At 67.2% G+C, this 23,056-nt stretch carries 23 protein-coding genes; 13 read left to right on the top strand and 10 right to left on the bottom strand.

The window, feature by feature from the left end:
• Nucleotides 1-1,449, bottom strand: a complete 1,449-nt coding sequence (locus JZ791_RS28595) for a FadR/GntR family transcriptional regulator (RefSeq protein ID WP_216898449.1) — start codon at nt 1,447-1,449, stop codon at nt 1-3.
• A 288-nt stretch (nt 1,450-1,737) separates the two neighbouring features.
• Here JZ791_RS28595 and JZ791_RS28590 point away from each other — a divergent pair, with 288 nt between their 5' ends.
• The 4 genes from JZ791_RS28590 to JZ791_RS28575 all read left to right on the top strand — a co-directional run bounded on the left by JZ791_RS28590 (nt 1,738) and on the right by JZ791_RS28575 (nt 5,650).
• The gene (locus JZ791_RS28590; protein WP_216898448.1) at nt 1,738-2,916 is read left to right on the top strand and encodes an acyl-CoA dehydrogenase family protein; all 1,179 of its coding nucleotides are present in this window, start codon (nt 1,738-1,740) and stop codon (nt 2,914-2,916) included.
• Nucleotides 2,917-3,237: 321 nt separating this feature from the next.
• Nucleotides 3,238-4,230 carry an NADPH:quinone oxidoreductase family protein gene (locus tag JZ791_RS28585; protein WP_216898447.1) on the top strand — a complete coding sequence of 331 codons (993 nt, stop codon included), beginning with the start codon at nt 3,238-3,240 and terminating at the stop codon, nt 4,228-4,230.
• Nucleotides 4,231-4,276: 46 nt separating this feature from the next.
• Nucleotides 4,277-4,645: an EthD family reductase gene (locus tag JZ791_RS28580; RefSeq protein ID WP_254206448.1), complete on the top strand. Its 369-nt coding sequence runs from the start codon at nt 4,277-4,279 to the stop codon at nt 4,643-4,645.
• Between the two features lie 9 nt (nt 4,646-4,654).
• Nucleotides 4,655-5,650, top strand: a complete 996-nt coding sequence (locus JZ791_RS28575) for a sigma-70 family RNA polymerase sigma factor (protein ID WP_216898446.1) — start codon at nt 4,655-4,657, stop codon at nt 5,648-5,650.
• A gap of 136 nt (nt 5,651-5,786) precedes the next feature.
• Here the strand turns inward: JZ791_RS28575 and JZ791_RS28570 are convergent, their stop codons facing one another.
• The 3 genes from JZ791_RS28570 to JZ791_RS28560 all read right to left on the bottom strand — a co-directional run bounded on the left by JZ791_RS28570 (nt 5,787) and on the right by JZ791_RS28560 (nt 8,884).
• The gene (locus JZ791_RS28570) at nt 5,787-6,461 is read right to left on the bottom strand and encodes a phosphate signaling complex PhoU family protein (RefSeq protein WP_216898445.1); all 675 of its coding nucleotides are present in this window, start codon (nt 6,459-6,461) and stop codon (nt 5,787-5,789) included.
• 466 nt (nt 6,462-6,927) lie between these two features.
• Nucleotides 6,928-8,073 (bottom strand): thiolase family protein, encoded by a 1,146-nt coding sequence (locus JZ791_RS28565; RefSeq protein ID WP_216898444.1) that lies wholly within the window; start codon nt 8,071-8,073, stop codon nt 6,928-6,930.
• Between the two features lie 46 nt (nt 8,074-8,119).
• On the bottom strand, nt 8,120-8,884 hold the full coding sequence (locus tag JZ791_RS28560; RefSeq protein ID WP_216898443.1) for a crotonase/enoyl-CoA hydratase family protein: 765 nt from the start codon (nt 8,882-8,884) through the stop codon (nt 8,120-8,122).
• Between the two features lie 272 nt (nt 8,885-9,156).
• On the opposite strand from JZ791_RS28560, the gene JZ791_RS28555 reads away from it, so the two are divergent.
• The 4 genes from JZ791_RS28555 to JZ791_RS28540 all read left to right on the top strand — a co-directional run bounded on the left by JZ791_RS28555 (nt 9,157) and on the right by JZ791_RS28540 (nt 13,201).
• Complete coding sequence (locus JZ791_RS28555) at nt 9,157-9,915, top strand: SDR family NAD(P)-dependent oxidoreductase (protein WP_216898442.1); 759 nt, start codon at nt 9,157-9,159, stop codon at nt 9,913-9,915.
• 276 nt (nt 9,916-10,191) lie between these two features.
• Nucleotides 10,192-11,382: an acyl-CoA dehydrogenase family protein gene (locus JZ791_RS28550; RefSeq protein ID WP_216898441.1), complete on the top strand. Its 1,191-nt coding sequence runs from the start codon at nt 10,192-10,194 to the stop codon at nt 11,380-11,382.
• 369 nt (nt 11,383-11,751) lie between these two features.
• On the top strand, nt 11,752-12,327 hold the full coding sequence (locus JZ791_RS28545; RefSeq protein WP_216898440.1) for a TetR/AcrR family transcriptional regulator: 576 nt from the start codon (nt 11,752-11,754) through the stop codon (nt 12,325-12,327).
• An 82-nt stretch (nt 12,328-12,409) separates the two neighbouring features.
• Nucleotides 12,410-13,201 (top strand): SDR family oxidoreductase, encoded by a 792-nt coding sequence (locus tag JZ791_RS28540; protein WP_216898439.1) that lies wholly within the window; start codon nt 12,410-12,412, stop codon nt 13,199-13,201.
• A gap of 6 nt (nt 13,202-13,207) precedes the next feature.
• Here JZ791_RS28540 and JZ791_RS28535 read toward each other — a convergent pair whose 3' ends face one another.
• The 4 genes from JZ791_RS28535 to JZ791_RS28520 form a co-directional block, all read right to left on the bottom strand.
• Entirely contained in the window at nt 13,208-13,825 is a 618-nt protein-coding gene (locus JZ791_RS28535; RefSeq protein WP_216898438.1) for a LysE family translocator, read from the bottom strand.
• Nucleotides 13,825-15,369 carry a tryptophan halogenase family protein gene (locus JZ791_RS28530; protein ID WP_256461974.1) on the bottom strand — a complete coding sequence of 515 codons (1,545 nt, stop codon included), beginning with the start codon at nt 15,367-15,369 and terminating at the stop codon, nt 13,825-13,827. Before JZ791_RS28530 ends, JZ791_RS28535 begins: the two co-directional genes overlap by 1 nt.
• 35 nt (nt 15,370-15,404) lie before the next feature.
• Nucleotides 15,405-16,487 (bottom strand): tryptophan dimethylallyltransferase family protein, encoded by a 1,083-nt coding sequence (locus JZ791_RS28525; RefSeq protein ID WP_216898436.1) that lies wholly within the window; start codon nt 16,485-16,487, stop codon nt 15,405-15,407.
• Nucleotides 16,488-16,842: 355 nt separating this feature from the next.
• Nucleotides 16,843-17,706 (bottom strand): mycofactocin-coupled SDR family oxidoreductase, encoded by an 864-nt coding sequence (locus JZ791_RS28520; RefSeq protein ID WP_216898435.1) that lies wholly within the window; start codon nt 17,704-17,706, stop codon nt 16,843-16,845.
• A gap of 306 nt (nt 17,707-18,012) precedes the next feature.
• Here JZ791_RS28520 and JZ791_RS28515 point away from each other — a divergent pair, with 306 nt between their 5' ends.
• The 5 genes from JZ791_RS28515 (at nt 18,013) to JZ791_RS28495 (ending at nt 21,372) form a co-directional block, all read left to right on the top strand.
• Nucleotides 18,013-19,161: an amidohydrolase family protein gene (locus tag JZ791_RS28515; protein ID WP_216898434.1), complete on the top strand. Its 1,149-nt coding sequence runs from the start codon at nt 18,013-18,015 to the stop codon at nt 19,159-19,161.
• The gene (locus tag JZ791_RS28510) at nt 19,158-19,358 is read left to right on the top strand and encodes a hypothetical protein (RefSeq protein ID WP_216898433.1); all 201 of its coding nucleotides are present in this window, start codon (nt 19,158-19,160) and stop codon (nt 19,356-19,358) included. The genes JZ791_RS28515 and JZ791_RS28510 overlap by 4 nt, the downstream gene beginning before the upstream one ends.
• The gene (locus JZ791_RS28505) at nt 19,355-19,543 is read left to right on the top strand and encodes a ferredoxin (RefSeq protein WP_216898432.1); all 189 of its coding nucleotides are present in this window, start codon (nt 19,355-19,357) and stop codon (nt 19,541-19,543) included. The genes JZ791_RS28510 and JZ791_RS28505 overlap by 4 nt, the downstream gene beginning before the upstream one ends.
• A gap of 207 nt (nt 19,544-19,750) precedes the next feature.
• Entirely contained in the window at nt 19,751-20,653 is a 903-nt protein-coding gene (locus tag JZ791_RS28500; protein ID WP_254206446.1) for an IclR family transcriptional regulator, read from the top strand.
• A gap of 176 nt (nt 20,654-20,829) precedes the next feature.
• The gene (locus tag JZ791_RS28495) at nt 20,830-21,372 is read left to right on the top strand and encodes a flavin reductase family protein (protein ID WP_216898431.1); all 543 of its coding nucleotides are present in this window, start codon (nt 20,830-20,832) and stop codon (nt 21,370-21,372) included.
• A 6-nt stretch (nt 21,373-21,378) separates the two neighbouring features.
• Here the strand turns inward: JZ791_RS28495 and hsaA are convergent, their stop codons facing one another.
• On the bottom strand, nt 21,379-22,539 hold the full coding sequence (gene hsaA / locus JZ791_RS28490) for a 3-hydroxy-9,10-secoandrosta-1,3,5(10)-triene-9,17-dione monooxygenase oxygenase subunit (RefSeq protein ID WP_216898430.1): 1,161 nt from the start codon (nt 22,537-22,539) through the stop codon (nt 21,379-21,381).
• A gap of 188 nt (nt 22,540-22,727) precedes the next feature.
• Nucleotides 22,728-22,868, bottom strand: a complete 141-nt coding sequence (locus JZ791_RS28485) for a hypothetical protein (RefSeq protein ID WP_216898429.1) — start codon at nt 22,866-22,868, stop codon at nt 22,728-22,730.
• Nucleotides 22,869-23,056: the final 188 nt, after the last annotated feature.

The raw sequence follows: 23,056 nt of genomic DNA, 5'->3' as shown, positions 1-23,056 counted from the left end.
TCAGTGCCACCAGGGCAGCAGGGCATCCAGGTGATGGCGCATCCGGTGCCGGGCGACGCCGACGTCGCCCCGGCGGATCGCCTCGAGGATGCGGCCGTGCGCCTGCTCGACCTCGTCGGCGGCGCGGTCGCCCGGCAGCGGGCGATCGTGCCCGGCCGCGTGCCGCCGGAACAGTTCGATGACGATCGAAAGAAACAGCGACAGCACCGGATTGCCCGCCACCGCGGCCAGTTCGGTATGGAAAAGATCCGCCTTGCGCGGCTCGTCCGGGGGTCCCTCTGTGGGCCACCGCACGGCGGCGGCCAGTCGCTCGGCCTCGTCCCCGGCGGACCGGGCGGCCACGCGGGTCACGATGCCGAGTTCGATAGCGCCGCGCACGATCTGGAAATCATCGGCCGTGACACCCTGGTATTCCAGCAGCAGCGCCATCGCGTCGATGCTGGCCTGCGGTTCCGGTTCGGCGACGACAAGCCCACCGCCGGGGCCGCGTCGCATCCGCGCCACGGAGTGGTATTCGAGCAGTCGCACGGCCTCCCGCAGCACCGCGCGACTGATGCCGTAACGGCTGACCAGTTCGTTCTCCGACCCCAGGACCGTGCCGACCCGCCATCCGTCGGCGGCGATGTCGTCGTGGATGCGGCCGGCCAGCACCTCGGCGAGTTTGATCTTCGGCTCGTCGTCGGTGGTGTCGTCGGCGGTGGCCCGAATTTCCGGTCGCTGCTGAGTGATCCAGGCGGCCACCGACTCGAGGTGCGCGGCCAGGGCGACCTGGGCGCGTGCGCCGTCCCCGTCGATCACCGCCTGGGTGATGTCTCGGTGAGCGTCGTGCGAGACGTTCGTGGCCACGTCCACATCGACCGCCGAAATACTCGGGGAGACATACGCATACCGCGCGGTGAGCCGGGCGAGCACGTCGATGAACAAGTGCAGCAACGGATTTCCGGACAGCTGGCCCAGCAGCGTATGCACCGGATCCCGCATCCGGTTCACCGGCTCGCGCAGGTGGGCTCGCTCCTGGTCCAGCGCCGTCCGCAGGGTCGCGATGCCCTCCTCGCTGATCAGGTCGGCGGCCAGTCCCGCGGCGATCGGCTCCAGCAGCAGCCGGGCCTCGAGCAGGTCGGCGGCGGTGGTGCCGACGTACTCGAGGTAGATCACCATGGCCCGGGTGGCCGGTTGCGCATCGGGGGCGCAGACGAACAGGCCGCCGCCGGGACCGCGCCGCATCCGGCCGACCTGATGATGTTCGATCAGCCGGATCGCTTCGCGCAGAACGGATCTGCTCACCCCGAACTGCTCCCGCAGCTCGGTCTCGGAGCCCAGCGAATCGCCGACGGGCCAGCCGCTGCGGATCACGCTCTCTTCGATGCGTTGCGCGACCCGCGTGGCCAGCTTGCCGACCGGGGGAGCGTCGCTCTCGTCGGCCGGTTCGGTCTCGACGGCGGTCTCCATGCGCACTCCTCGCGGATGATGTCGGGATGCTCGGTCTGCCGTGCCTACCGGACTATCTCTCTAAGAGGTTACTGTATACGCCCATTCTGCGATGAATTGCGGAGTGAAGTAGGACTGCACGCACATAGAGTGTGCTTAATTCCTGCGCTGGCGTCACTCCACGTCGAATCTCCTCCGTCCCGGTGTGCTCACGGCCGGGATCCGCGGCCGATGTCGACGGATTTCGGCGAGCATCGGCAGAGTGTGTTCCGTTGGCGTGAGCGATTATTCAGCGAGGAGTGTGGGGCGATGCGGCTGGAGGTCACGCCGGAGCTCGAGGATTTCCGGCGCGAGGTGCGGGCGTTCGTCGCCGAACACGCCCCGGGAATCAAGGCGCATACGGGCGTGCGGGCTCCCGAACCTGAACTGATTCCGGCCATCCGGGAATGGACCGCGCGATTGTTCGCGGCCGGATATCTCGGCATCGGCTGGCCCGCCGAATACGGCGGCCGCCCGGACGCGCATCCGCTGGAGCCGTTCATCGTCGCCGAGGAGATCGCGCGGGCTCGGACCTGGGCGCCCATCGGCGCGGGTGCCCTGGCCGCCGCCGCGATCATCGAATTCGGCGACCAAGATCAGCGGGAGCGCTTCCTGCCGCGCATCCGCACCGGTACGGACCTGTGGTGCCAGCTGTTCAGCGAGCCCAGCGCGGGAAGCGATCTGGCCTCGCTGCGCACCCGGGCGCGCAGCGAGGGGGAGGAGTTCGTGGTGGACGGCCAGAAGGTCTGGACCACCAACGGCCAGCATGCCGATCGGGGCTATCTGCTCGCGCGCACCGATCCCGCCGCCCCGAAACACCGCGGCATCACCGCCTTCGCCCTCGATATGCGCAGCCCCGGGGTCGAGATCCGCCCGCTGCGGGAGATCACCGGGACCACGGACTTCAACGAGGTCTTCCTCGACGGCGTCCGCATCCCGGCCGCGAACGTGATCGGCCGGGTGAACGAGGGCTGGCGTGTGGCGACCAGCAGCCTGGCCCACGAGCGTTCCGGTGTGGCCGCACGCGGCGCCGAACTGTTCGGCACACTTACCGACCTGCTGCGACTGGCCCAGGACACCCCGGTCAACGGCGGAACGGCCGCCGAGGATTCCGCCACCCGCCAGGCGATAGGCGAACTGGCGACCCGCGTATTCGTCAACTCCGCCATGGTGAGCATGGCCCAGTCCCGCCTGCTGCACGGCACCGAACAGCCCGCCGACGCACCCCTCGGCAAGATCTTCTTCAGCGAGCTCAACCACGACCTGATCGACTATGGCCTACGCCTCCAAGGCACCGCGGGCCTGCGCGTCGAATCCGACCCCGCGGCGGTGGCGAACGGCTGGTGGCAGGACGCCCACCTTTACTCCCGCGCCTACACCATCGCGGGCGGCGCGAATGAAATCCTGCGCACCCAGATCGCCGAGCGTGGGCTGGGCATGCCGCGGTAGGTGCGCGATGTCTTCCGGAATGCGTCAGGCCGGTTCTGAGAACCGGCCTCCCGCTGCATTTTCCTGATCGATTCGTCGGAAACCGGAGTTTCGAGGCGGGAAAATGTAGCTGGAGGCCGGGGTGACGATCCTGCGATGACTTCGGCGAGCGCGCACCAGGGCTGCGGACCGTTGTGCGTTCCGGCTGTGTGGAGTGTCGCCAGCGGAAACCGGTGCGATTCGGTGCTCCGACCGATTCCTTTGCCCGGTGGCCAGGGTCTACATGTTGGGAGGCGCGCGACGGCCGTCTCTCTCATGTACACCGAGAAAGGCCGATTGCCGATGAGCATTCCCGCGACCATGCGCGCGCTGCAGCAGATGTCTCTCCAGGGTCCGCAGGATATGCGGCTGATCACCGACGCGCCGGTGCCGAGCCCCGGTCGAGGCGAGGTCCTGGTCCGCGTCATCGCCGCCGGTATCAACTTCGCCGACATCTCGAAGGCGCACGGCACATTCCTGGATGGTCCGCAGCCGCCGTACCTGGCTGGTTTCGAGGCTGTCGGGGAGATCGTCGCGGTGGGTGAGTCGGTGACCGGACTGCGGCCGGGTGACCGGGTCGCCGGTGTCGGTGACGGTGCCTTCGCCGAGTACATGGTGCTGCCCGCGGTTGCGGCGATGCCGGTTCCTCCCGGCTGGACGGATCAGCAGGCGCTGGGCCTGGCCGTGAACTGGCCCACCGCGCTGGCCGCGCTGAAGCCATTGGGCGACATCAGCACGGGGCAGACCGTGCTGGTGCACGCCGCAGCGGGCGCGACCGGCCAGGCCGCGGTCAGGATGGCCAAGCATTACGGTGCGACCGTCATCGCCACGGCTTCCCCGGACAAGCACGAGACGGTGCTGGCGTTGGGCGCCGACCACATCCTGGACTCTCGCGGTGCCGACATCGCTGCCGAGGTACTCCGGCTGACCGGCGGCATCGGCGTCGATCTGGTGCTGGAGTCGGCGGGCGGTTCCACCTTCGCCGCCAGCCTGGCCGCCGCCAAGCGGGTCACCGGTCGTGTTGTCGTCTACGGCCTGGCGGGTGGTGAAGCCTCCCTCACCAACTGGGAGTTGGTATATAAGCACCAGGTCCACGTCATCGGCTTCAACATCGGTGTGCTGATCCAGGCCGCGCCGCAGATCTTCGGCGAGGTAATGGGCGAGCTGTCCGGGCTCGTCGCCACCGGCGTGCTGGCTCCCACGCGGCCCACCGCATACGAACTGGCCGACGGCCCGAAAGCGCTCGCGGAGCTGGAAGCCAGGGCCACCGTCGGCAAACTGGCCCTGATTCCCTGAAAAGTCATGCTGCACTATGCAATCACCGTGGTAGGAGTCGGAACAGATGCCCCGAACCGTGGACGCCGTCGAGCATCGGGCGCGACTCGTCGTGGTGTACGAAACCCCGTCGGATATCGATCCGTTCGAACGTCACCACGACGATGTCCATATCCCCTTGGCGAAGCAGTATCCGGGCCTGCGTCGCTACACACGCGGCCATGATCCGGCGACCGTTGGGCGTGAGCCGTACACCCGTCGTCACACTGGACCGGGACGACGTGGGCCGTGCTGGAAACAGGCTCGGGCCCGAGATCGGCCGTCGCATTGCCGAGGATGTCACTGTGAAACTTGCGCCTCATGGAAGCTTTCGCAGCGTGATCCCGCCGCTCGACGAGGTCTGATTGCGGACAACATCGGACGTGTCGCGGTCTAGGCTCGCGGCGTGACATCGGATTCGCGGGCGACGTCGAGCCGGGACGATTTCACCGCCGAGACCGAGCGGTTTCGGCGGGAATTGCTGGCGCACTGCTACCGCATGGTCGGCTCGGCGCACGATGCCGAGGATTTGGTGCAGGACACCTATCTGCGGGCATGGCGGTCCTACTCCGGATTCGAGGGGCGGGCCTCGGTTCGGTCCTGGCTCTACCGGATCGCCACCAACGTCTGCCTGACGGCATTGGAGTCGCGCTCGATCCGGGTGCTGCCCTCGGGGCTCACGGGGCCGTACGACGGATCCGATCGCCCGCCGAGTCTCGTTGCGCCGGGCGAGGTCTCGTGGCTGGAACCGATGCCGGACGCGTGGATCGCCCCGCCCGCCGACGACCCGGCCGCGGTGGTTGTCGACCGGGAATCGCTGCGGCTGGCGCTCATCGCCGGCCTGCAGCACCTGCCCGCCCGCCAGCGCGCGATCCTCATCCTGCGCGACGTGCTGGCATTCTCCGCGGCCGAGACCGCGGAGACTCTGGGCACCACCGTCGCGGCGGTCAAGAGCGGTCTGCAGCGCGCCCGCGCACGGCTGGGCGAATTGGATACGCGGACGGCGGAACTGCTCGAGCCGGCCGACCAGCGGGCGCGCGCACTGCTCGACGGCTACATCGCGGCCTTCGAGCGCTCCGATGTCGGCCTGCTGGAACAGGTGCTGCGTGCGGACGCCTCGCTGGAGGCGACGCCGTTCCGCGACTGGCAGGCCGGCCGGGCGATGTGTATCCATGTGCTCGGCACGTATGTGCTTGGCGCGCCCGGGGATTGGCGGATGATCGCCACCGTCGCCAACGACCAGCCCGCCGCCGCCGTGTACCACCGGGACGCGAACGGCGTGCTGCGAGCCGATGGCGTCGTGGTGCTGGCCACGACCGCTACTGGCGTCTCGCGTGTGATCAAGTTCCACGATCCCGCGCTGGTCGGGGCGTTCGGCCTTCCGAATGTGTTCGCGTCGTGAGCCGTGAGCGCTGGTCGTAGATTCTCCGAACAGCGGGAACTCCGCGAAGAACGAGGGGATTCATACGCTCGGGCCGCAGCTGATCGCTGTCGCTTGTCAGGGCGTCGTGCGAAAGACGTTGACAGCGGGCCGACCTCTACTCGCTGTCGGGCGCACCCTCCTCGGCTGTCTGCTCCGACAGCGGGACGCCAGTATGGAAGAAGGTCATGCGGCGGCCGATGCGCAGGCAGTGTTCCGCACACCGTTCGTAGTGGTGGGCCAGCAGGGCGATGTCGACGGCGGCGGCGCTGTCCAGCGGCCAGTCCGGTGCGGACACCGATTTCAGCACCCGGTCGTGATGTTCTCGCAGTGTGGGGTCGAGGTCGATCGGCAGCGGCGGAGAGGTGTCGGCGGCGATGGCGCGGACCGTGGCGGCGGCGATGGTGGTGACGGTGTGGGCGATCGAGGTCAGGAGGGGAAGCAGCGCCGGTGGCGCGACGGGGTGGGGGTAGTGCTGGACCGCGATATCGGCGATGCGGCCGAGCAACCAGCTCAGCTGTGACAGGTCGTCGGCGATCTGTAAGGCGCTCACCACCTGTCGCAGATCGCGGGCGACGGGGGCCTCCAATGCCAGCAGGATCACGGCCCGGTTCTCGCAGGCGCCGTGACCTTCTTGTAATTGCTCTTCCAGGGCGAGGACCTCGTAGGCGGCGGTCAGATCGGCATTCGCGATCGCCACAGCGGCTCGGTCGGCGGCTTCGTGTGTCAGTTCCGCCAGCCGGACCAGCTCACCGGTCAAGGCCGTGAGTTCCGAGGAGAATTTTGTCCGCACGCGGCTATCTTGACGGTACCGACCGCAGTGCGCAGTTTTTCGTAAAAACATACCGGCGGTACGAGAATAACGAATCGGCTGGAGCGACAGCTCGCAACATGAGAGCATCCGCGATGTCAGAGGGGTAGCGGTCTGGTAGGCGCGCGCATGCGGCACTGCCGATGCGATGTACGAGGGCGTTCTCTATGGACTGCAACGTGTTTCGCAATCCTTCCTCGGCGAGTGTGAAGCTCCGTGGCTCGCTCGGCGACATACCGGCAAGCGGCGTTCGGCGGAGAACCCTCGTGTTCGGCGACCCGGCCTCAATAGTGAACGGGGCGTGTACATATTCCGAGTTAAGAGTGAATTGCCATTGGCGCACAAAGAGATTGGCCGGACTGTGAGTCGGGACATGTCGCGACGGTGATCAAGACCATCCGGAATCACAGTACGAGCCAACGAGATCAGGCGCTCCGGACGTGATGCGTCATCGAAGCAATTCGATGATGGTGGCGTTGGCGGTGCCTCCGCCCTCGCACATGGTTTGCAGGCCGTAGCGGAGGTCCTTGCGGCGCATCTGGGCGAGCAGACGGGTCATGAGGATGCCGCCGGACGCGCCGAGGGGGTGGCCGACCGCGATCGCGCCGCCCAAGGGGTTGAGTCGGTCGGGGTCGGCGCCGGTTTCGGCGAGCCAGGCCAGGGGGACCGGGGCGAAGGCCTCGTTGACCTCGAAGACGCCGATATCGTCGACGGTGAGGCCGGTGCGCTGTAAAACCTTGCGGGTCGCGGGGATCGGGCCCAGGAGCATGGTGATCGGGTCGGCGCCGCTGACGGCTCCGCTGTGGTAGCGGGCGATCGGGGTGAGGCCGAGTTCGGCCGCGCGGTCGCTGGTGGTGATGAGCAGGGCGGAGGCGCCGTCGGAGATCTGGGAGGAGTTTCCGGCGTGGATGACGCCGTCGGGCTTGAACGATGTCTTCAGGCCGGACAGGACGTCGGCGGTGGTGCTGCGGCGCAGGCCCTCGTCGGTCGTGAACTTGGTGCCGTCGACGTCGATCGGGACGACGTGGTCGTCGAAGACGCCGTCGTCGATTGCCGTGGCCGCCTTGGCATGTGAGGCCGCGGAGAATTCGTCCAGTTGCCGGCGGCTCAGGCCGTAGCGCTCGGCGATGAGTTCCGCGCCGACGCCCTGGTTGAACTGAAAGTTGTCGTAGCGGGCGAAGACCATGGGGCCGTAGGGCTGGCCGGTGGTGCGGTGCGCGCCGAGGGGGACCCTGGTCATCGTCTCCACGCCGCCGGCGACGACGATGTCGTACTGTCCGGCCATGACCGCGTGCGCGGCGGAGTCGACGGCCTGCTGGCTGGAGCCGCACGCGCGGTTGATCGTCACGCCGGGCACGTGTTCGGGCCAGCCGGCGGCCAGGACCGCGATGCGGCCGATATTGCTGGACTGGTCGCCGATCTGGGTGACGCAGCCCCACATCACGTCGTCCACGAGACCGGGGTCGATACCGGTCCGGTGCACGAGCGCGTTCAGCACCTGCGCCGACAGATCGGCCGCGTGTACGGGCGCGAGCGTGCCGTTGCGTTTGCCGATGGGTGTGCGCACGGCATCGACGATGACGGCGTCTCTCACGGGATTTCCTCTCGCTCTGCCCCTGCGGGCACGGGTTCTGTTCGGGTCAGCGGCCTTGCCAGACCGCCGGACGTTTCTCGACGAAGGCGGTGGCGCCCTCGGTGGCGTCGGCGGAGGCGAAGACCGGATCGGTGATCGCGGCCTGGCGCTGCCAGGCCTCCGGGAAGGTCCAATCCTGGGCGGCGCGGGCGACCTGCTTGGTCGCGGCGATGGCGAGCGGGCCGTTGGCGGCGATGGTCTCGGCCAGTTCGATCGCGCCGTCGAGGGCGTCGCCTTCGTCGGTGAGCCGGTTGATCAGGCCGATCTCCGCGGCCTTGGGCGCGCCGATCGGCTGGCCGGTCAGCAGCAGTTCCAACGCCAGCGCGTAGGGGATCCGGCGCGGCAGCAGCATCGCCGCACCCGCGCGGGCGACCAAGCCGCGCCGCACCTCGGGGACGCCGAACCGGGCCGTGCGGGAGGCTACGACGAGATCGCAGGCCAGTGCGAGTTCGAAACCTCCGGCCAGGGCCCAGCCCTCCACCGCGGCGATGAGCGGTTTGCGCGGGGGCGTCATGGCGATTCCGCACAGCCCGCGGCCCTCGATGGCAGGGCTCTCGCCGCGCAGCATGGCCTTGAGATCCCAACCCGCCGAGAAGGTTCCGCCCGCGCCGGTGAGCACGGCGGCCCGTAGCCCGTCGGAGTCGTCCAACTCGTCGACCGCGGCGGCTACCCCCTTCGCGACCGCGGCATCGAGGGCGTTGCGCACCTCGGGCCGGTTGATGGTGATGATCTGGACCGCGCCGCGGCGTTCCACCAGGACTGGCTCCGACACATCTCCTCCTTCGTGCCGACTCGGCTGTATCCCCCGCCGATCGCATGAATAGTATCCTGAATAGAACCCGATTGACAGACCGGTGGGTGAATTTGGTCTATTTTCCAGCATAATTGGCCGTGATACCTGTCGGGGTACTGCGCTCCTGTGGTAAATACGTACACTAATTAGGGTGTTCGGTGGACGCATCCTCGTCGAACGCCCCCGCGAGCAGCAGCTCGGATCACGATCCGACGGTATCGGCAGATCCCTTGGCCGGTAAGGAGTTCCATATGAACATGCACGGTTACGGTGCGCTCGTCACCGGCGGCGCCTCCGGACTGGGACTGGCCACCGCGCGCCGGATCGTCGAGCGCGGTGGTTGCGTGGTGCTGGCCGATATCTCTGCGGAGCAGGGCGCGAAGGCGGTCGCGGAACTGGGAGACGCCGCGCAGTTCGTCCGCGCGGACGTCACCGACGAGGCCGAGGTTACGGCTGCTCTGGATGCCGCGGGCCCGTTGCGTTTCGTGGTGCACTGCGCCGGGCGGGGCGGCGACCGGGTGCGGATCCTCGACAAGGAGGGCAACCCCGGCCCGCTGGACACCTTCGCGGAGGTGGTGCGGATCAACCTGATCGGCACCTACAACGTGCTGCGCCTGGCGGCCGCCCGGTTGGCGACCAACGACGTCGTCGACGGCGACCGCGGCGCCATCGTCCTGACCGCGTCGGTCGCCGCGTTCGACGGTCAGATCGGTCAGAGTTCCTACTCCGCGTCGAAGGCGGGCGTGCACGGCCTCACCCTGGTCGCGGCCCGTGACCTGGCCAGCCGGCAGATCCGGGTGAACACCATCGCCCCCGGCATCATGGACACCCCCATGCTGGGCCGCCTGCGCGCCGACATCCGCGACAGCCTGGCCGCCCAGGTGCCCCACCCCAAACGCCTGGGCGATCCGGACGACTTCGCGCGCCTGGCCATCGAAATGCTCGAGAACCCCTACCTGAACGCCCAGACCATCCGCCTCGACGGCGGCATCCGGATGGCCCCGCGCTGAGGTGAGGAGAACCAGGTGAGCACACCACCACTCAGGCGCCGCCACGATCCGACCGGAATCGATTCGGCGCCAACCGGTCCGGCTCGTAATGATCCTGCGGGGACGGATCCAGCCGGAAGCGGCTCGGCCACGGCAGACTCGATCGGAACCGCTGCGGCCCGGGCTGATTCGGTGGGGAGCCAGGCGCACGGGATCGGTCGGGCCCGGGCCGGATCAGCCGAGAAGGGACCGATCGAAGCCGGTGCGGCACAGTCTTATCCGGCCGGAATCGACTCGATGGAGGCCGACACCGACGAGCGGTTCCGAGCGCGGCTACGGGAGTTTCTGGCCGAGCGGCATCCGGGTCGGCGGCCCCGCGATCCGGCCGAGCGACTTTCCTGGCAGAAAGACTGGCTGGCAACGCTTTTCGACGCCGGATACGCCGGACCGAGCTGGCCGGTCGAATACGGTGGCATGGGGCTGAGCTTCGCCCGGCAGGTGATCTACCACGAGGAGTACGCCCGAGCCCGAGTCCCCCGGCCCCTGGGCACCGGGCTGGGCATCGCGGCGCCGACGATCATCATCCACGGCACCGCCGAACAGAAGCAGCGATACCTGCGGCCGATGCTGCGCGGCGACATGGTCTGGGCGCAAGGCTATTCCGAACCGGAGGCGGGCTCGGATCTGCCCTCGCTGCGCACCACCGCCCGGCGCGCAGGCGGCGGCGCGGACGACCCCGACGCCGAATACGTGGTCAACGGACAGAAGGTGTGGACCTCGGCCGGCGACATCGCCGACATCCTGTTCACCCTCGTCCGCACGGGCCCACCAGGATCGCGCCAGGACGGCATCAGCTACCTGCTGATCGACGCGCACGCCCCGGGAGTGAGCATCCGCCCCCTGGTAGACCTGACCGGCGAGGCACAGTTCTGCGAAGTCTTCCTGGACAACGTGCGAGTCCCCGTAACCAACCGCATCGGCGAGGAAAACGGCGGCTGGCCACTGGTGCGCACCAGCCTGGGTCACGAGCGCGCAGCCGGCGCCATGAACCAGGCCGCCCTGTACCGCCGAATCCTGGACGAATTGATCGAACTGGCCCGAGACCGTGGCGCGACGACCGACCCCCTGGTCCGAGATCGACTGGCAGACTTCGAGATCCGTGTACGAATCATGCGCCTGACCGGCGCCCGAACCATCACCGACATCCTGGCCACGGGTGAACCCGGCCCAGCCTCCTCGACGGCCCGCCTGTTCATAGCCACCTTCGAACAAGACCTGCACGAATTCGCCCTAGACCTCTTGGGCCCCTACGGAACCCTGGACCGCAACGACCCCCACGCAATCCAACGAGGCCGCTGGACATGGGGTTTCCTGCGCACGCGCGCATCCACGATCGGCACGGGAACCGCTGAGATCCAACGCAATACAATCGCCGAACAGGTCCTGGGCCTACCCCGAGACCCGGCCATGCCCGCCAGGACCTCTTAACCCGAGCCGGGCGAGACGAGCGGTTCGCCACGGCCCCAGAGTTATGGGCATCCGATCTCGACCGTGTAGGGGTTGAGGGAGTTGTTTGCGGGTCGTTCGCGAACATCGTTATGCAGCGTCGCACGTAGCCCAGCACGACGCAGTTCGGTGCAGGCCTGCTCGGCGACGCGGCGCCGCTCGGCGTAAACCGAATCCGCGACACGCGATGTACCAGGAACGCGATCTTCGTGCATGCATGCCAGTTTGCCGCCCCTGGCTGTGGTACGCATCGTGCAAATCAGCGGTGTTCGACGAGGAGGTCGTCCAGTTCCACTGGCCTGCCTGTCGATTATTTGACTTATGATTACAAAATAATCTACCGTCGATCGCGTGGCACGTACGAAGAGCTTCGATCCCGACGACGCGGTCGCCGCGGCGATGGAGGTGTTCTGGCGCAAGGGTTATGCCCGCACTACCCCGCAGGACCTGGTCGATACGATCGGTATCGGCCGGGGGAGTCTGTACAACGCGTTCGCGGGTAAACGCGACCTGTTCGAGCGGGCCCTACGCCGATATCAGGCGCAGGAAACCGCGCGGTTGATCAACCTGCTGGACGGTCCGGGCTCGCCGCGGGAACGGGTGCGCGCCGCGCTGAGCATGGTGCTGGAGGCGGCATGCGTGGATACCGAACGCCGCGGGTGCCTGGCCACGAACACCGCGGTGGAGCTGAGCGACGACGACACGGTCGGTCTGCTGGTGCGGCGTATTTTCGACCGTCAGCACGACGCCTTCCGGGGCGCCATCGAGGAGGGGCGGCGCGCGGGGGAGTTCGCCGCCGATCTGGATCCGCAGGCCGCGGCCAACTTCCTGCTCGCGACCATCAACGGAATGCGGGTGCTCGCCAAGGCCGATCCGCGTCCGGAACGGCTTGCCGGCCTGGTCGAAATGGCAATGCGGGCACTGTAATTCACCGGCCGGTTCGGTGAGCGCGGCAGTGACGGACGACGGCTGCCGTAATTCTGTAACTCGAGTTTAAATAAGGAGCGTCATGGATCTGCGACTCACCGGCAAGACCGCCGTCGTCACCGGGGCGAGCAAAGGCATCGGCCTGGACATCGTGCGGGCCCTGACCGCCGAGGGAGTGCGCGTCGTTGCCGCCGCGCGCACGATCACCCCCGAGCTCCGCGAGCTCGACGGCCCGTCCACCACGGTGCCGGTCGACCTGGCCACCGCCGACGGAGCCGCCACCCTGATCGAACGGGCCGGCGAGATCCTCGGTGAGATCGATATTCTGATCAACAACGTAGGCGGCGTCGTCCCCGGAAGTGCCGACGCCGGCGGCTTTCTGGACATCTCCGACGACGCCTGGCACCGCACCTACGAACTCAACCTGTTCGGCACCGTCCGAGTCACCCGTCGCGCCCTGCCCAGCCTGCTCCGCCGGCGCGGCGTGATCATCAACATCTCCTCCATCGGCGCCAACGCCGCCTATCACCCCGCCGACTACGGCACCGCGAAGGCCGCGCTGAACAACCTCACGAAGGCACTCGCCGAAGAGTTCGGCGCACAGGGCTTGCGCGCACTCACCGTCTCGCCCGGCCCCACTCGCACCCGCAACTGGTCGGCCCCCGACGGTTACGCCGCCGAGGTCGCCGCCCAGTACGGAATCACCCTCGACGAATTCCTCGCCCAGGCCCCCGCCCGGATGGGCATCACCACCGGCAGGCTCACCGAACCGCGCGAAACCGCGGCGCTGGTCACCTTCCTGGCCTCATCCGTATCAGGAAACCTCACCGGCGCAAACTATTTGGCCGACGGCGGGGCGATCAAGACCGTCTAGGTCCCGCTACAGCCCGGTGAACAGGAAAACAGATACTCCCAGCATGATTACGCCGCCGACGCCATTCGCCCACGGCAGGGACAGGCCGTTCTTCGCCAGATTTCGCGCTCGATGGGACGCCTCGACCCAGAGTGAGTCGACGATCAGTCCGACGACGATCGGGACGAGGCTCAGGAGCATCAGGTCGAGGAACGAGTGCGCACCGGGCGGCATGAACCCCGGAGTGATCACGCCGAAGACCACAAGCACCTTCGGATTCGTGACGCCCACGAGCCAGCCCGACAGCACGGACGCGCCGTCGGTACGCCCGGTGATCTCGGGCGGGGCGTCGGCCGTATTCCTGAATGCCTTCCAGACGTACGACGCGCCCAGCAGGGCCAGCACCGCGGCGCCGGCTATATGGAGAACCGTGCCCACATGACTGGATTGCTGCAGTGCTCGATCGAGGACGGTAATGACGAGTACGGCGCCGGTCAGCATTCCCAGGGAATTGCCGACAACGGCCCGTAATGCCGCTCCCCGGCCGGAGGTCAAGGTCTGTGTGACAATGAAGACGACGCTCGGACCGGGGACCGCGATCAGCACGACAACCGCCGCTGCCAGGGCGAGGGCGGCGGATATCATCAGTTCGCCGCGTGGCTCGCGAGATGGTCGAGATATTCGAAGCAGGACGGCAGTTCGGCCACCGCGGCAGCGGCTTCGAACTTGATCTTCTCGAATTCGGCCGGCGGCGTCTCGGCGGACAATATGCGCACCGCGGGCCGCGCCCCTTCGGGGCCCAGGCCGAGACCGAGGATCATGCTGTTCCAGGAATACGACTCGAATCCGTGGAACTTCGGATAGATACTCTCCTCGTCGAGCAGTCCGTTTCGCGCGAGCGCCAATATCCGGGACAGCTCCGGTGGGATCGTCATGGTCTTACGATCCTGCCAGTAGGGCGTATCGTTGCGCCGCGCGCCCGCGAAGTGGAGGATGAGGAAATTCTTCACGCCTTCCACCGCATGCCAGATCCGCTTGTTGTACTCGGTACGCAGCCATTCGTTGTCGCCGTCGCCCGGGAAGAATCGGACCAATTCCTCGATCGCCTGCTGTATGAAGAAGATCCCGGTCGATTCCAGAGGCTCGACGAACGCACTCGCCAGTCCGATCGCCACGCAGTTGGACACCCACGAGCGCCGGCTCCGCCCGATGCGCATCCTGATATGGTTCGCCGGGCAGTCGGTCGTATCGAACGGGATCGAATCCCTCAGCTCCGCTTCCGCCTCCTCGGGCGTGATGTACTCGTCGCAGTACACATACCCGTATCCGTTCCGCTGGTACAGCGGGATCGTCCATCGCCAACCGCATCGCATGGTCTGCGCGGTGGTATACGGTTCCATACTCTCCAGCGGAGTACGCGGTACGCGCAAGGCGACCGCGCGATTGTTGGGCAGCAGATCGGTGAACGATTCGAACGGCTCGCCCAGCGCCTTGCCCAGCAGCAGCGAGCGGAAGCCGGTGCAGTCGATGTAGAGATCGGCCGTCAATTCACCGGAATCAGCCGAAACGATGCCGGAAATCGCTCCGGAACCGTCGACGTTCACTTCTACGACATCGTCGACGATATGCTTGACGCCTCGCGTCACCGCGTACTTCGACAAATAATTGGCGACACGATCGGCATCGAAGTGATACGCATAGGGGAACTGCTCGACCTGGTCCAGTAGCGTCGATTTCCCCAGGTCCTCGGTGATCGCACCGGCATATGTCCGCCCATCCAGGGTCCGCGGCGAACGGGTGGCCTCACAGATATGCGGCGTCACAAAGGTCGCACGGTCGAACGGCTCCGAACGGTCGCTCGCCAGCCACCACTCGCCCATGCTGAATCCGCGTACCTGATTCCACCGCTCGAAGGGATGGTAGAAATGATCTCCCGCACCACCCCAATTCTGAAACCTGATGCCGAGCTTATAGCCGCCGGCGCACTGCGGCAACCAATCCCGCTCGTCCAAGCCGAGGTAGTCGAAGAAGTGCCGAATCGTGCTGAACGTCGCCTCGCCGACACCGATCCTACCGGTATTCTTCGATTCGATCAGCGTGACCTCGACCGTGGGCAGAGCCTTGGAAAGATAAGCGGCGGTCATCCATCCGGATGTACCTCCTCCGACAATTACTACGCTGCGTGCCATGCTTCTACCTTCCTACGAGGATATTCGAAACAGATTTATCTCGCCGAGCCGTCGAGACCGGCGTAGACCGTCACGACCGGATCAGCGGGCCGCTTGTAACTCATCCAGCTGAGCCGACGCCCGCCGGCCGGGTCCGCGCCGGAGATCGCGCTGGTGAGCGTGCCGAACAGGTCCGGTGCGATGCCCGACATCTCCAGCACATCCGTGACCCGTGCACCGGCCTCGGCGTCGTCGGCGGCGTTCGTATCCAGTGGGCAGTGCAGCGTGATGGTCGCGGGAGCCACCCGGCCCTCCACGAACGACAGACAGGAGACCGGCGCTTTCACCGCGATGGGTCCGTTGTAGAGACGTCCGAGGATCTTGGTGAACAGGTCCGGCTGATGATCGGGCGCCAGCATCGCAATCCGTTCGATCTCGTCCGGCCCGCACCCGGTATGCCGGATGTACAGCTTCACCCGGGCGTCGGGGAAGGCACCGAGATCCATTGCGAAGAAACCGATCTCGTGGTGAGTCCAGTCGAACGTGCCGCCCTCGAGATATTCGTTCAGGTGACTCCACTGCGCACTCAGCCCCAGCCGCTCCATCGCGGCGCCCACGGTCCGCAGCGGTCGCATCGGGCCGATGGCGGGGTTCAGATATACCTTGAACAGCGGAAGGTCGTCGGTGGTCAGCGCCGCGCCGTACATCATCGAGAACGAACCGGGCGGCGGCGTCCCGTCGAACAGATCGGCGATGCGGCGGAACCTGCCGACATCGAGACCGAGGGTCTCGTGCAGCCGCTCCACGAAGCCGGCGCCCTCCTGCCGCCACGGCGGCGGACCTCCCAGCTGTTCGAACAGCAGGCGCGCGGCGGCGCCGGACCGGGTCATCGCGACGGAGAACTCCACCGGAGAGCCGTCGTTGCCCACGAACGATCGATAGTGGTCGAGCTGTTCCACAGGCTCATCGGCCCACGCTCCCAGCAACGAACAGACGAGCTCGATCTGCCGGACGGCAGCGTCGTCGGTCGGTCCGATGGCTCGGCGCAGCAGTTCCAGATGTGTCGCGACGATGTTTCGGTAGGTCGGCGGTGGGTCGATGTGAATATTTGCCCAGGTTCTTGCACGGTCTGCTGACACTCGCCTCAGCCTTTACAGAGGAGCTCGTCGCGGCAACATCCACGGGACCGTGATCAGAGCTGAATCCGTACCAATGTTGTATGTAACATACCGCCAAAACATGGCACATACAACCGGGGCGGAGCGCCCGAGGTGCGACTCTCGGTGCGGCAGCAGCTATTCCGCACGGTCATCGGCACGGTCGAGTCCGCGGACGGTTCAGGCGTGAGGTCTGTCGAGTACTGGGATACGGTCAGGCAGCACGTCGGTGACGTGCGAGTCCTTGGTTGCGGCCCGGATTCGGGTGCACCGGAATGCGGTTCGGCTCACGGCCGCTGGCGATGGCGAGGGATCGCCTGTGCCGCAGACCGAACCTTCAGAATGTCGGCAGTTGCGGCCGTTTGATCAGGTATCCGCCGCTGTCGACGCGCATCTGCATGCCGGTGATGTGGCGGGCCGCGTCCGAGATCAGGAACAGGGCGGCCTCGGCGACGTCCTCGGGTTCCACGTAGGGGTTGCCCATGGCGGTCATCGCGGGGAAGGTCGCCAGCGCGTCTTCGCGGGTCGGTGCGTCCAGGTCCGGGCGGAAGGCGCGGTACATGGGCTCGCTGTTCAGCATGGCGGTGTTGCAGTTGGTGGGGTGGATCGCGTTGACGCGAATTCGCCTGGGCGCCAGTACTGTCGCCAGATCATGGACGAAGGATGCGACGGTGCGTTTGGCGAATGAGTAGCCCAGTCCGCCGGGGCCGAGGGCGGGATTGTCCGTCGTGGCGGGGGCCAGTGCCGCGAGGGAGCCGGTCGCGATGATCGCCCCGCCGTCGGGCAGGTGGGGGAGAGCGGCGTCGACGGCGTGGACGACGCCATTGAAATCCACGGTGACCGCGTCGAGGAAGGCCTGGGCGCCCTGCGTCGATCCCAGGGGGGCGATACCGGCCTGGGCGATGACCGCGTCGAGGTGGCCCAGCTCGGCCACCCCGGCCGCGACGGCGGCACGCAGGGCGGCAGGGTCGCGTACGTCGGCCGTCGCGGTGACGACGCGGCGGCCGAATTTCTTGACGCCGTCTGCGGTTTCGTCGAGGTCCTCGGTGCGGGCCAGCGCATAGCCGACAGAGCCGATGTCGGCGCAGATGTCGACCGCGATGATGTCGGCGCCCTCCTCGGCCAGGCGCAGCGCGTGTGCGCGACCCTGTCCGCGCGCGGCGCCGGTGATGAGGACGACCTTGTCCTGAACTCGGCCCATGGTCGTTTCCTTCCCGTCGGTGGTGTCCGGGAGCGTAGAGGCTCTCGGCAGTCCGGGTGGCCGACCTCCCGCAGGGCGGAACGGCGCGCGTCCGGCGGTGCGAATTCCGCCGCGAAAATGGCTGCTGCGGGGGCCTTTCCACTGTGTGGGAAGCGGCGGACGGAGCGGCCGCACCGGTGGTACCGATGGTGTGCCGCGGCGTGCGACGGGCCCGGGCGGCGTCGCAGGGCGGGTGCCACCCGAGTGACCTCCAGTGGCGATAACGGGTCTCGCTGACGGGACCGCGATCAGACAGGGAGCATGCCGATGCCGTTACAGCCGTGGATGAAATTGCTGTCGACTGACGATCACCTGATCGAACCGCCGCGCCTGTGGTCGGATCGATTGCCCGCCAAGTACCTCCAGGACGGTCCGCGGATCGTGGAACAGTCGCGCGGCGAGGGCAAGTCCCCGGCGGAGGTGTGGAGCTACGAGGGCCGGATCTATCCGTACATCGGCCTGAACGCGGTAGCGGGCAAGAGGTTGGAGGAATTCGGCACCGAACCGACCCGGTACGACGAGATGATCCCGGGCTGCTACGACCCCAAGGCCCGGCTGCGCGATATGGATATCGACGGGGTATGGGGCGCTTTGTGTTTCCCCTCCTTCCCGCGCTTCGCCGGCACGGTATTCCTGGACGGCAAGGACAGGGAACTGTCGCTACTGTGCGTGCGCGCCTGGAACGACTTCGTGCTGGAGGAGTGGTGCGCGACCGCGCCCGACCGCTTCATTCCGATCGTGATCCTGCCGCTGTGGGATGTGCCGGCCTGTGTCGCCGAGATCCACCGGACCGCCGCCGCTGGCGCGAAAGCGGTGTCGTTCCCGGAGAATCCGGTGCCGCTGGGTCTGCCGTCGTTCCACACCGAGCACTGGGATCCGGTGCTGTCCGCGCTGGAGGAGACCGGCATGCCGATCTGCCTGCACTTCGGCACCTCGGGTCAGGCGCCGAGGACCGCGCCGGAAGCGCCGTTCGCGGTGGTCATCTCGCTGTTCGGCTGCAACTCCATGTACGCCACCGCGGATCTGATCTTCTCCCCGGTGTTCCAGCGGCACCCTGACCTGAAGGTCGGCCTGTCCGAGGGGGGAATCGGCTGGATGCCCTACCTTTTGGAGCGAATGGACGGAACCTGGCTGCGGCACAAGTACTACCAGAACATCAACAAGGACATCAGCCCGTCCGAGCTGTTCCGCAAGCACTTCCACGGCTGCTTCATCGACGATCGTTTCGGCGTCGAGGTGCGCCACCATATCGGCGTGGAGCGCATCACCTGGGAATGCGATTACCCGCACTCGGATTCGTACTGGCCCAAGAGCCGCGCCTACGCGGCGGAGGTGCTGGCCGACGTCCCGGACGACGAGGTACACGCGATGGTCGAGCTGAACACCCGGCGGCTCTACAACTTTCCCGCGGCATGAGTTCCCGGCCGGAGTCCGAGCGATCGGACTGGACGGATCTGGACCTGCTGACCCGCACCGAGGCGGCCGATCGGCTGCGTGCGGAGATCACCGAGACCGAGACGCGCTTGGCCGCACCGGATATCACCGACGCATCCGAACGGGAGTTGCTCGGCGCGCGGTTGCGCGCGCTGCGAGAGACCCTGGGAGACCTATGAGAATCACCATCGATACGGCGAAATGCTCCGGCCACGCCCGCTGCTGGGCGACCGCGCCGGAGGTGTTCGACCTCGACGACAATGGGTACGCACTGCCGGTGTCGCAGGAGGTACCGGCCGATCGGGAGGCCGCGGCCCGCGCGGGCGAGCGGGCGTGCCCGGAGCGGGCCATCACCGTGGAATGAGCTAATAGAGGATACTTAAATGGTGCCCGGTAGACGGCGGGCATCCTCCCCCTGGGAGCCGTTATCCGCAAGATTGCTCCGTTCGTAGCAAAGATCGAGCATGAAGTTTTCGATATCGGTTCAATAGAGGATCCTCTTTGGGTACACTCACCGGAGGCTCACGCTCCTAGGAATGGAGGCCGCACCATGGCCTCGATGGTGAATGACATGCTGAATGACACTGGCGTCAATGCCGTCGCCACCGCTGAACGGCACGAGTTGCCACCCTCGATGGTGGAACGCATGACACTGATCATGGATTCGTTCGGCGGCCCCGAGATCCGCCTCACCCTCGAGGATGTCGCGGGTCGGACGAATCTGCCGCGTTCCACCACCCACCGCATCCTGGAGCAGCTGGTACGGCTGCGCTGGCTGGGGCGCACCGGGCGGGTCTACGGACTCGGTCCGCGCGCCCTCGGGCTGGGCGGCCGGGAGGCGGGGCACGGTGCGCTGCGTACGGCGGCGTTCCCGCTGCTGCACGCGTTGTCGGTACGCACCGAGATGGTGGTGCACCTGGCCGTGCTGGACGGATCCGACGCGTGCTACCTGGACAAATTCGGTGGCCGGGCCGCCGATCACGTGCCGTCGGTCGTCGGCGGCCGGGTGCCCGCGCATTGCACGGCCGTCGGCAAGAGCATCCTGGCATGGCTGTCGCCGGAGCTGATCGACGACATGTACCGGGACGGACTGCCCCAGCGGACCGCGAGCAGCATCGGCGATCTCGATATCCTGCACCAGGAGCTGATTCGCATCCGCGCGCGCAGCGGACTGGCTTTCGAACGCGGCGAATGCTTTTCGCAGATCGCCTGCGTCGGCGCGGCCGTTCGTGGCCTCGAGGGGCCCGTCGGCGGCATCTCGCTGGTCGGTGAGGTGCGCGCGCCGCTCGAACGGCTGGCGCCGCTGGTCGCCAACACCGCGCAGGCGATCGCGAACAAGCTGATCGGCGACACCGCGCGCAAACAGGTTCCGCGCGCGGAACTCTCGGCATCGACCGACGGGTCGCAGGGCCCGGCGCTGGGCGAAACGCTGGGCCGTATCGTCGCATTGGGCGAGCGCGGAGCATGGTTCTGACATTCCGTTGACCTCGCGGACCCTATTCCGCTGAGCGGGAATACCCTTCGGGCGCACCGGCACGCGGCAGCGGGAACCGGGTGCTCCCGATGTGTGGAATGCGCGCCGTGCGCCGGACGATTTTCGATTTACCTTGCCTTTCAACCGCTACTTTCCGGGGAAAGGTGACGATCCGTATGAATGCGCTTCCGCTACCGGCGGTGTTGGACGCCAGGCGTTTTCGCGATGTGCTCGGTCACTTTCCGACGAGCGTCGTGGCGATCACCACCGCGACGCCCGACCGGTGTCCGCACGGCATGATCGTCGGCACCTTCACCTCGGTATCCCTGGAACCGCCTCTGGTGTCGTTCCTGGCCGACCGGTCGTCCTCGACGCTGGCGACGATCCGGCAGACGGGCCGATTCTGCGCCAACGCCCTCGCGGGCAATCAGGAGCCGTTGTCGCGCAGGATGTCGACCCGCTCCGGCGCGGATCGCTTCGAGGGCCTGGAGTGGCAGCCCTCGCCGCTGGGCAATCCGGTCCTGGACGGCATCGTGGCCTGGGTCGACTGCACGGTCGTACAGATCGTGGAGATCGGTGATCACCATCTGGTAGTCGGCCGGGTGAGCGAGCTGAAGATCGAATCGGTGCGCACGCCGCTGCTGTTCTTCCGGGGCGGGTACGGCGATTACCTGGCCAGCGCGACGCTGCTGATGGACAGGCTCGTCGGCTGGTGGTGACGCGGTTCAGACCAGCATGTCGTCGACCGGCAGCCCGAAGGCCCCGCGTCCGTACAGCGTGAGGGCCATGCCGACGTCGTTGGAGGCGTGAATTCCGGCGATGTGGGCGTCGCGCCAGGACCGCTCGATCGGGTTGCGGCCGCGCAGCAGCACCCCGCCGGTCGCGCCGAAGATCAGATCGATCGACTTCAACGCCCGCTCCGCGCCCAAGGACTGATCGCGCCGGGCGCGTAGGCGCAGGTCGAGCGGGATCTCCTCCTTACGGGAGGCGCAGTCGTACAGATCGCGCAGACTCCGGCCCATCTGCAGCACGGCCGCGTCGATCTCACCGCTGGCGCGCGCGGCCGCGGTGGGCTGCTCGGCGGTGACGGCGCCGCCGCCGAAGCTGAGCCGGTGCGTATCGCGCATCCGCTCCACGAACACCTCGAGACAGCCCTGCGCCATACCGACCACGGGTGAGGTGTTGGTGTAGTTGTACATCGTGCCGTACGGCATCCGGTACAGCGGGCCGGCGTTGAGCCGCTGGCCGGGGCTTTGGCGCATCGCGATGTCGTAGAACCGCAGCACCCGGTGCTCCGGGACGAAGACCTTCTCCACGGACAGATCGTCGCTGCCGGCGCCGCGCAGTCCGGCCGCGTCCCAGACCTTGTCGATCAGGAATTCCGTGCTCGGCACCAGCCCGGAGACCATATCTACCGGCTGGCCGTTGTCGGCGACGATGGTGCCGCCCAGCAGCGCCCACCCGGCGTGCGCGCATCCGCTGGCGAACCGCCAGTGGCCCGTGAGCTCGTAGCCGCCCGCGACCGGCGTGAAATTCCCGACCGGTGCGTAGGAGGTGCAGATCAGCGCATCCGGATCCGCGGTCCACACCTCGTGCTGCGCCTGCTCGTCGAACAGCGCCACATGCCAGGGGCTCAGGCCCAGGGCCGCTGTCATCCATCCGGTCGAGCCGCAGGCCGCGGCGACCGCGCGGACCGCGTCGAAGAATCGCAGCGGGTCGGCCTCGGCGCCACCATGCGAGATCGGTTGGAGCAGACGGAAAATGCCGGTGCCGACCAGATCGGCCATTGTCTGCTTCGTGATCTCACCGGTCTCGTCGACCTGCGCCGCCCGATCGGCCAGCGCGGGTGCCAGCGCTGCGACCGCCGCGGCGATATCTGAGTCCATGCCGGCTATGTCGAATCCTCCGTGAGCAGTGCCGATTTCACGCTGTCGGGCCGAGGAATCGAGCACACGGCCGACGACAGGGGCTACACCGCACACTAACAGCGCGGACCGGGGCTGCGCGGTCGTTTGGAGGACCTCCGGCAGGACCTGGATATCCGGCCGGAGGCGTGCGCGCGGCGGGCGTGGGTCTACGACTTGGGTCGCGGGGAGCCTGCGAGGTTGCCGAGCACTCCGAGCTGGATCGGGATGACCGGGCCCGGCGGGTAGCAGTCGAAGCGGACGACCTTGCCGTCCTTCGGTTCCCAGACGTCGCGGGAGGGGGCGTCCATGCGGTCGTCGGCAGGAGCCCGGAGCCCTCGTGTGTGCCGCAGTAGGTGACATCGGCTGACGTGTCGGTGAAAGTCAGGTGGGCGGACGTCACCCGAATCCGATGAACTGCGGCGGGCGATCGTGTCGCGACGGCGGAGTCTGCGGACTTGTCGGTACCCGCTGTCAGACTCTGTGCCATGAGATGGGC

Origin of the sequence: Nocardia alni (assembly GCF_019038435.1) — a bacterium.
GTDB classification, from domain to species: domain Bacteria; phylum Actinomycetota; class Actinomycetes; order Mycobacteriales; family Mycobacteriaceae; genus Nocardia; species Nocardia alni.
The sequence above is the reverse complement of the archived record's forward strand: the minus strand, read 5'-3'. Positions and strand labels throughout refer to the sequence as shown.

Bases quoted from the DNA above. Each gene is read 5' to 3' on its own strand.
- JZ791_RS28595 (WP_216898449.1), bottom strand. From the start codon at position 1,449: ATGGAGACCGCCGTCGAGACCGAACCGGCCGACGAGAGCGACGCTCCC.
- JZ791_RS28590 (WP_216898448.1), top strand. From the start codon at position 1,738: ATGCGGCTGGAGGTCACGCCGGAGCTCGAGGATTTCCGGCGCGAGGTG.
- JZ791_RS28585 (WP_216898447.1), top strand. From the start codon at position 3,238: ATGAGCATTCCCGCGACCATGCGCGCGCTGCAGCAGATGTCTCTCCAG.
- JZ791_RS28580 (WP_254206448.1), top strand. From the start codon at position 4,277: ATGCCCCGAACCGTGGACGCCGTCGAGCATCGGGCGCGACTCGTCGTG.
- JZ791_RS28555 (WP_216898442.1), top strand. From the start codon at position 9,157: ATGAACATGCACGGTTACGGTGCGCTCGTCACCGGCGGCGCCTCCGGA.
- JZ791_RS28550 (WP_216898441.1), top strand. From the start codon at position 10,192: ATGGAGGCCGACACCGACGAGCGGTTCCGAGCGCGGCTACGGGAGTTT.
- JZ791_RS28540 (WP_216898439.1), top strand. From the start codon at position 12,410: ATGGATCTGCGACTCACCGGCAAGACCGCCGTCGTCACCGGGGCGAGC.
- JZ791_RS28535 (WP_216898438.1), bottom strand. From the start codon at position 13,825: ATGATATCCGCCGCCCTCGCCCTGGCAGCGGCGGTTGTCGTGCTGATC.
- JZ791_RS28530 (WP_256461974.1), bottom strand. From the start codon at position 15,369: ATGGCACGCAGCGTAGTAATTGTCGGAGGAGGTACATCCGGATGGATG.
- JZ791_RS28520 (WP_216898435.1), bottom strand. From the start codon at position 17,706: ATGGGCCGAGTTCAGGACAAGGTCGTCCTCATCACCGGCGCCGCGCGC.
- JZ791_RS28515 (WP_216898434.1), top strand. From the start codon at position 18,013: ATGCCGTTACAGCCGTGGATGAAATTGCTGTCGACTGACGATCACCTG.
- JZ791_RS28510 (WP_216898433.1), top strand. From the start codon at position 19,158: ATGAGTTCCCGGCCGGAGTCCGAGCGATCGGACTGGACGGATCTGGAC.
- JZ791_RS28505 (WP_216898432.1), top strand. From the start codon at position 19,355: ATGAGAATCACCATCGATACGGCGAAATGCTCCGGCCACGCCCGCTGC.
- JZ791_RS28500 (WP_254206446.1), top strand. From the start codon at position 19,751: ATGCTGAATGACACTGGCGTCAATGCCGTCGCCACCGCTGAACGGCAC.
- JZ791_RS28495 (WP_216898431.1), top strand. From the start codon at position 20,830: ATGAATGCGCTTCCGCTACCGGCGGTGTTGGACGCCAGGCGTTTTCGC.
- hsaA (WP_216898430.1), bottom strand. From the start codon at position 22,539: ATGGACTCAGATATCGCCGCGGCGGTCGCAGCGCTGGCACCCGCGCTG.
- JZ791_RS28485 (WP_216898429.1), bottom strand. From the start codon at position 22,868: ATGGACGCCCCCTCCCGCGACGTCTGGGAACCGAAGGACGGCAAGGTC.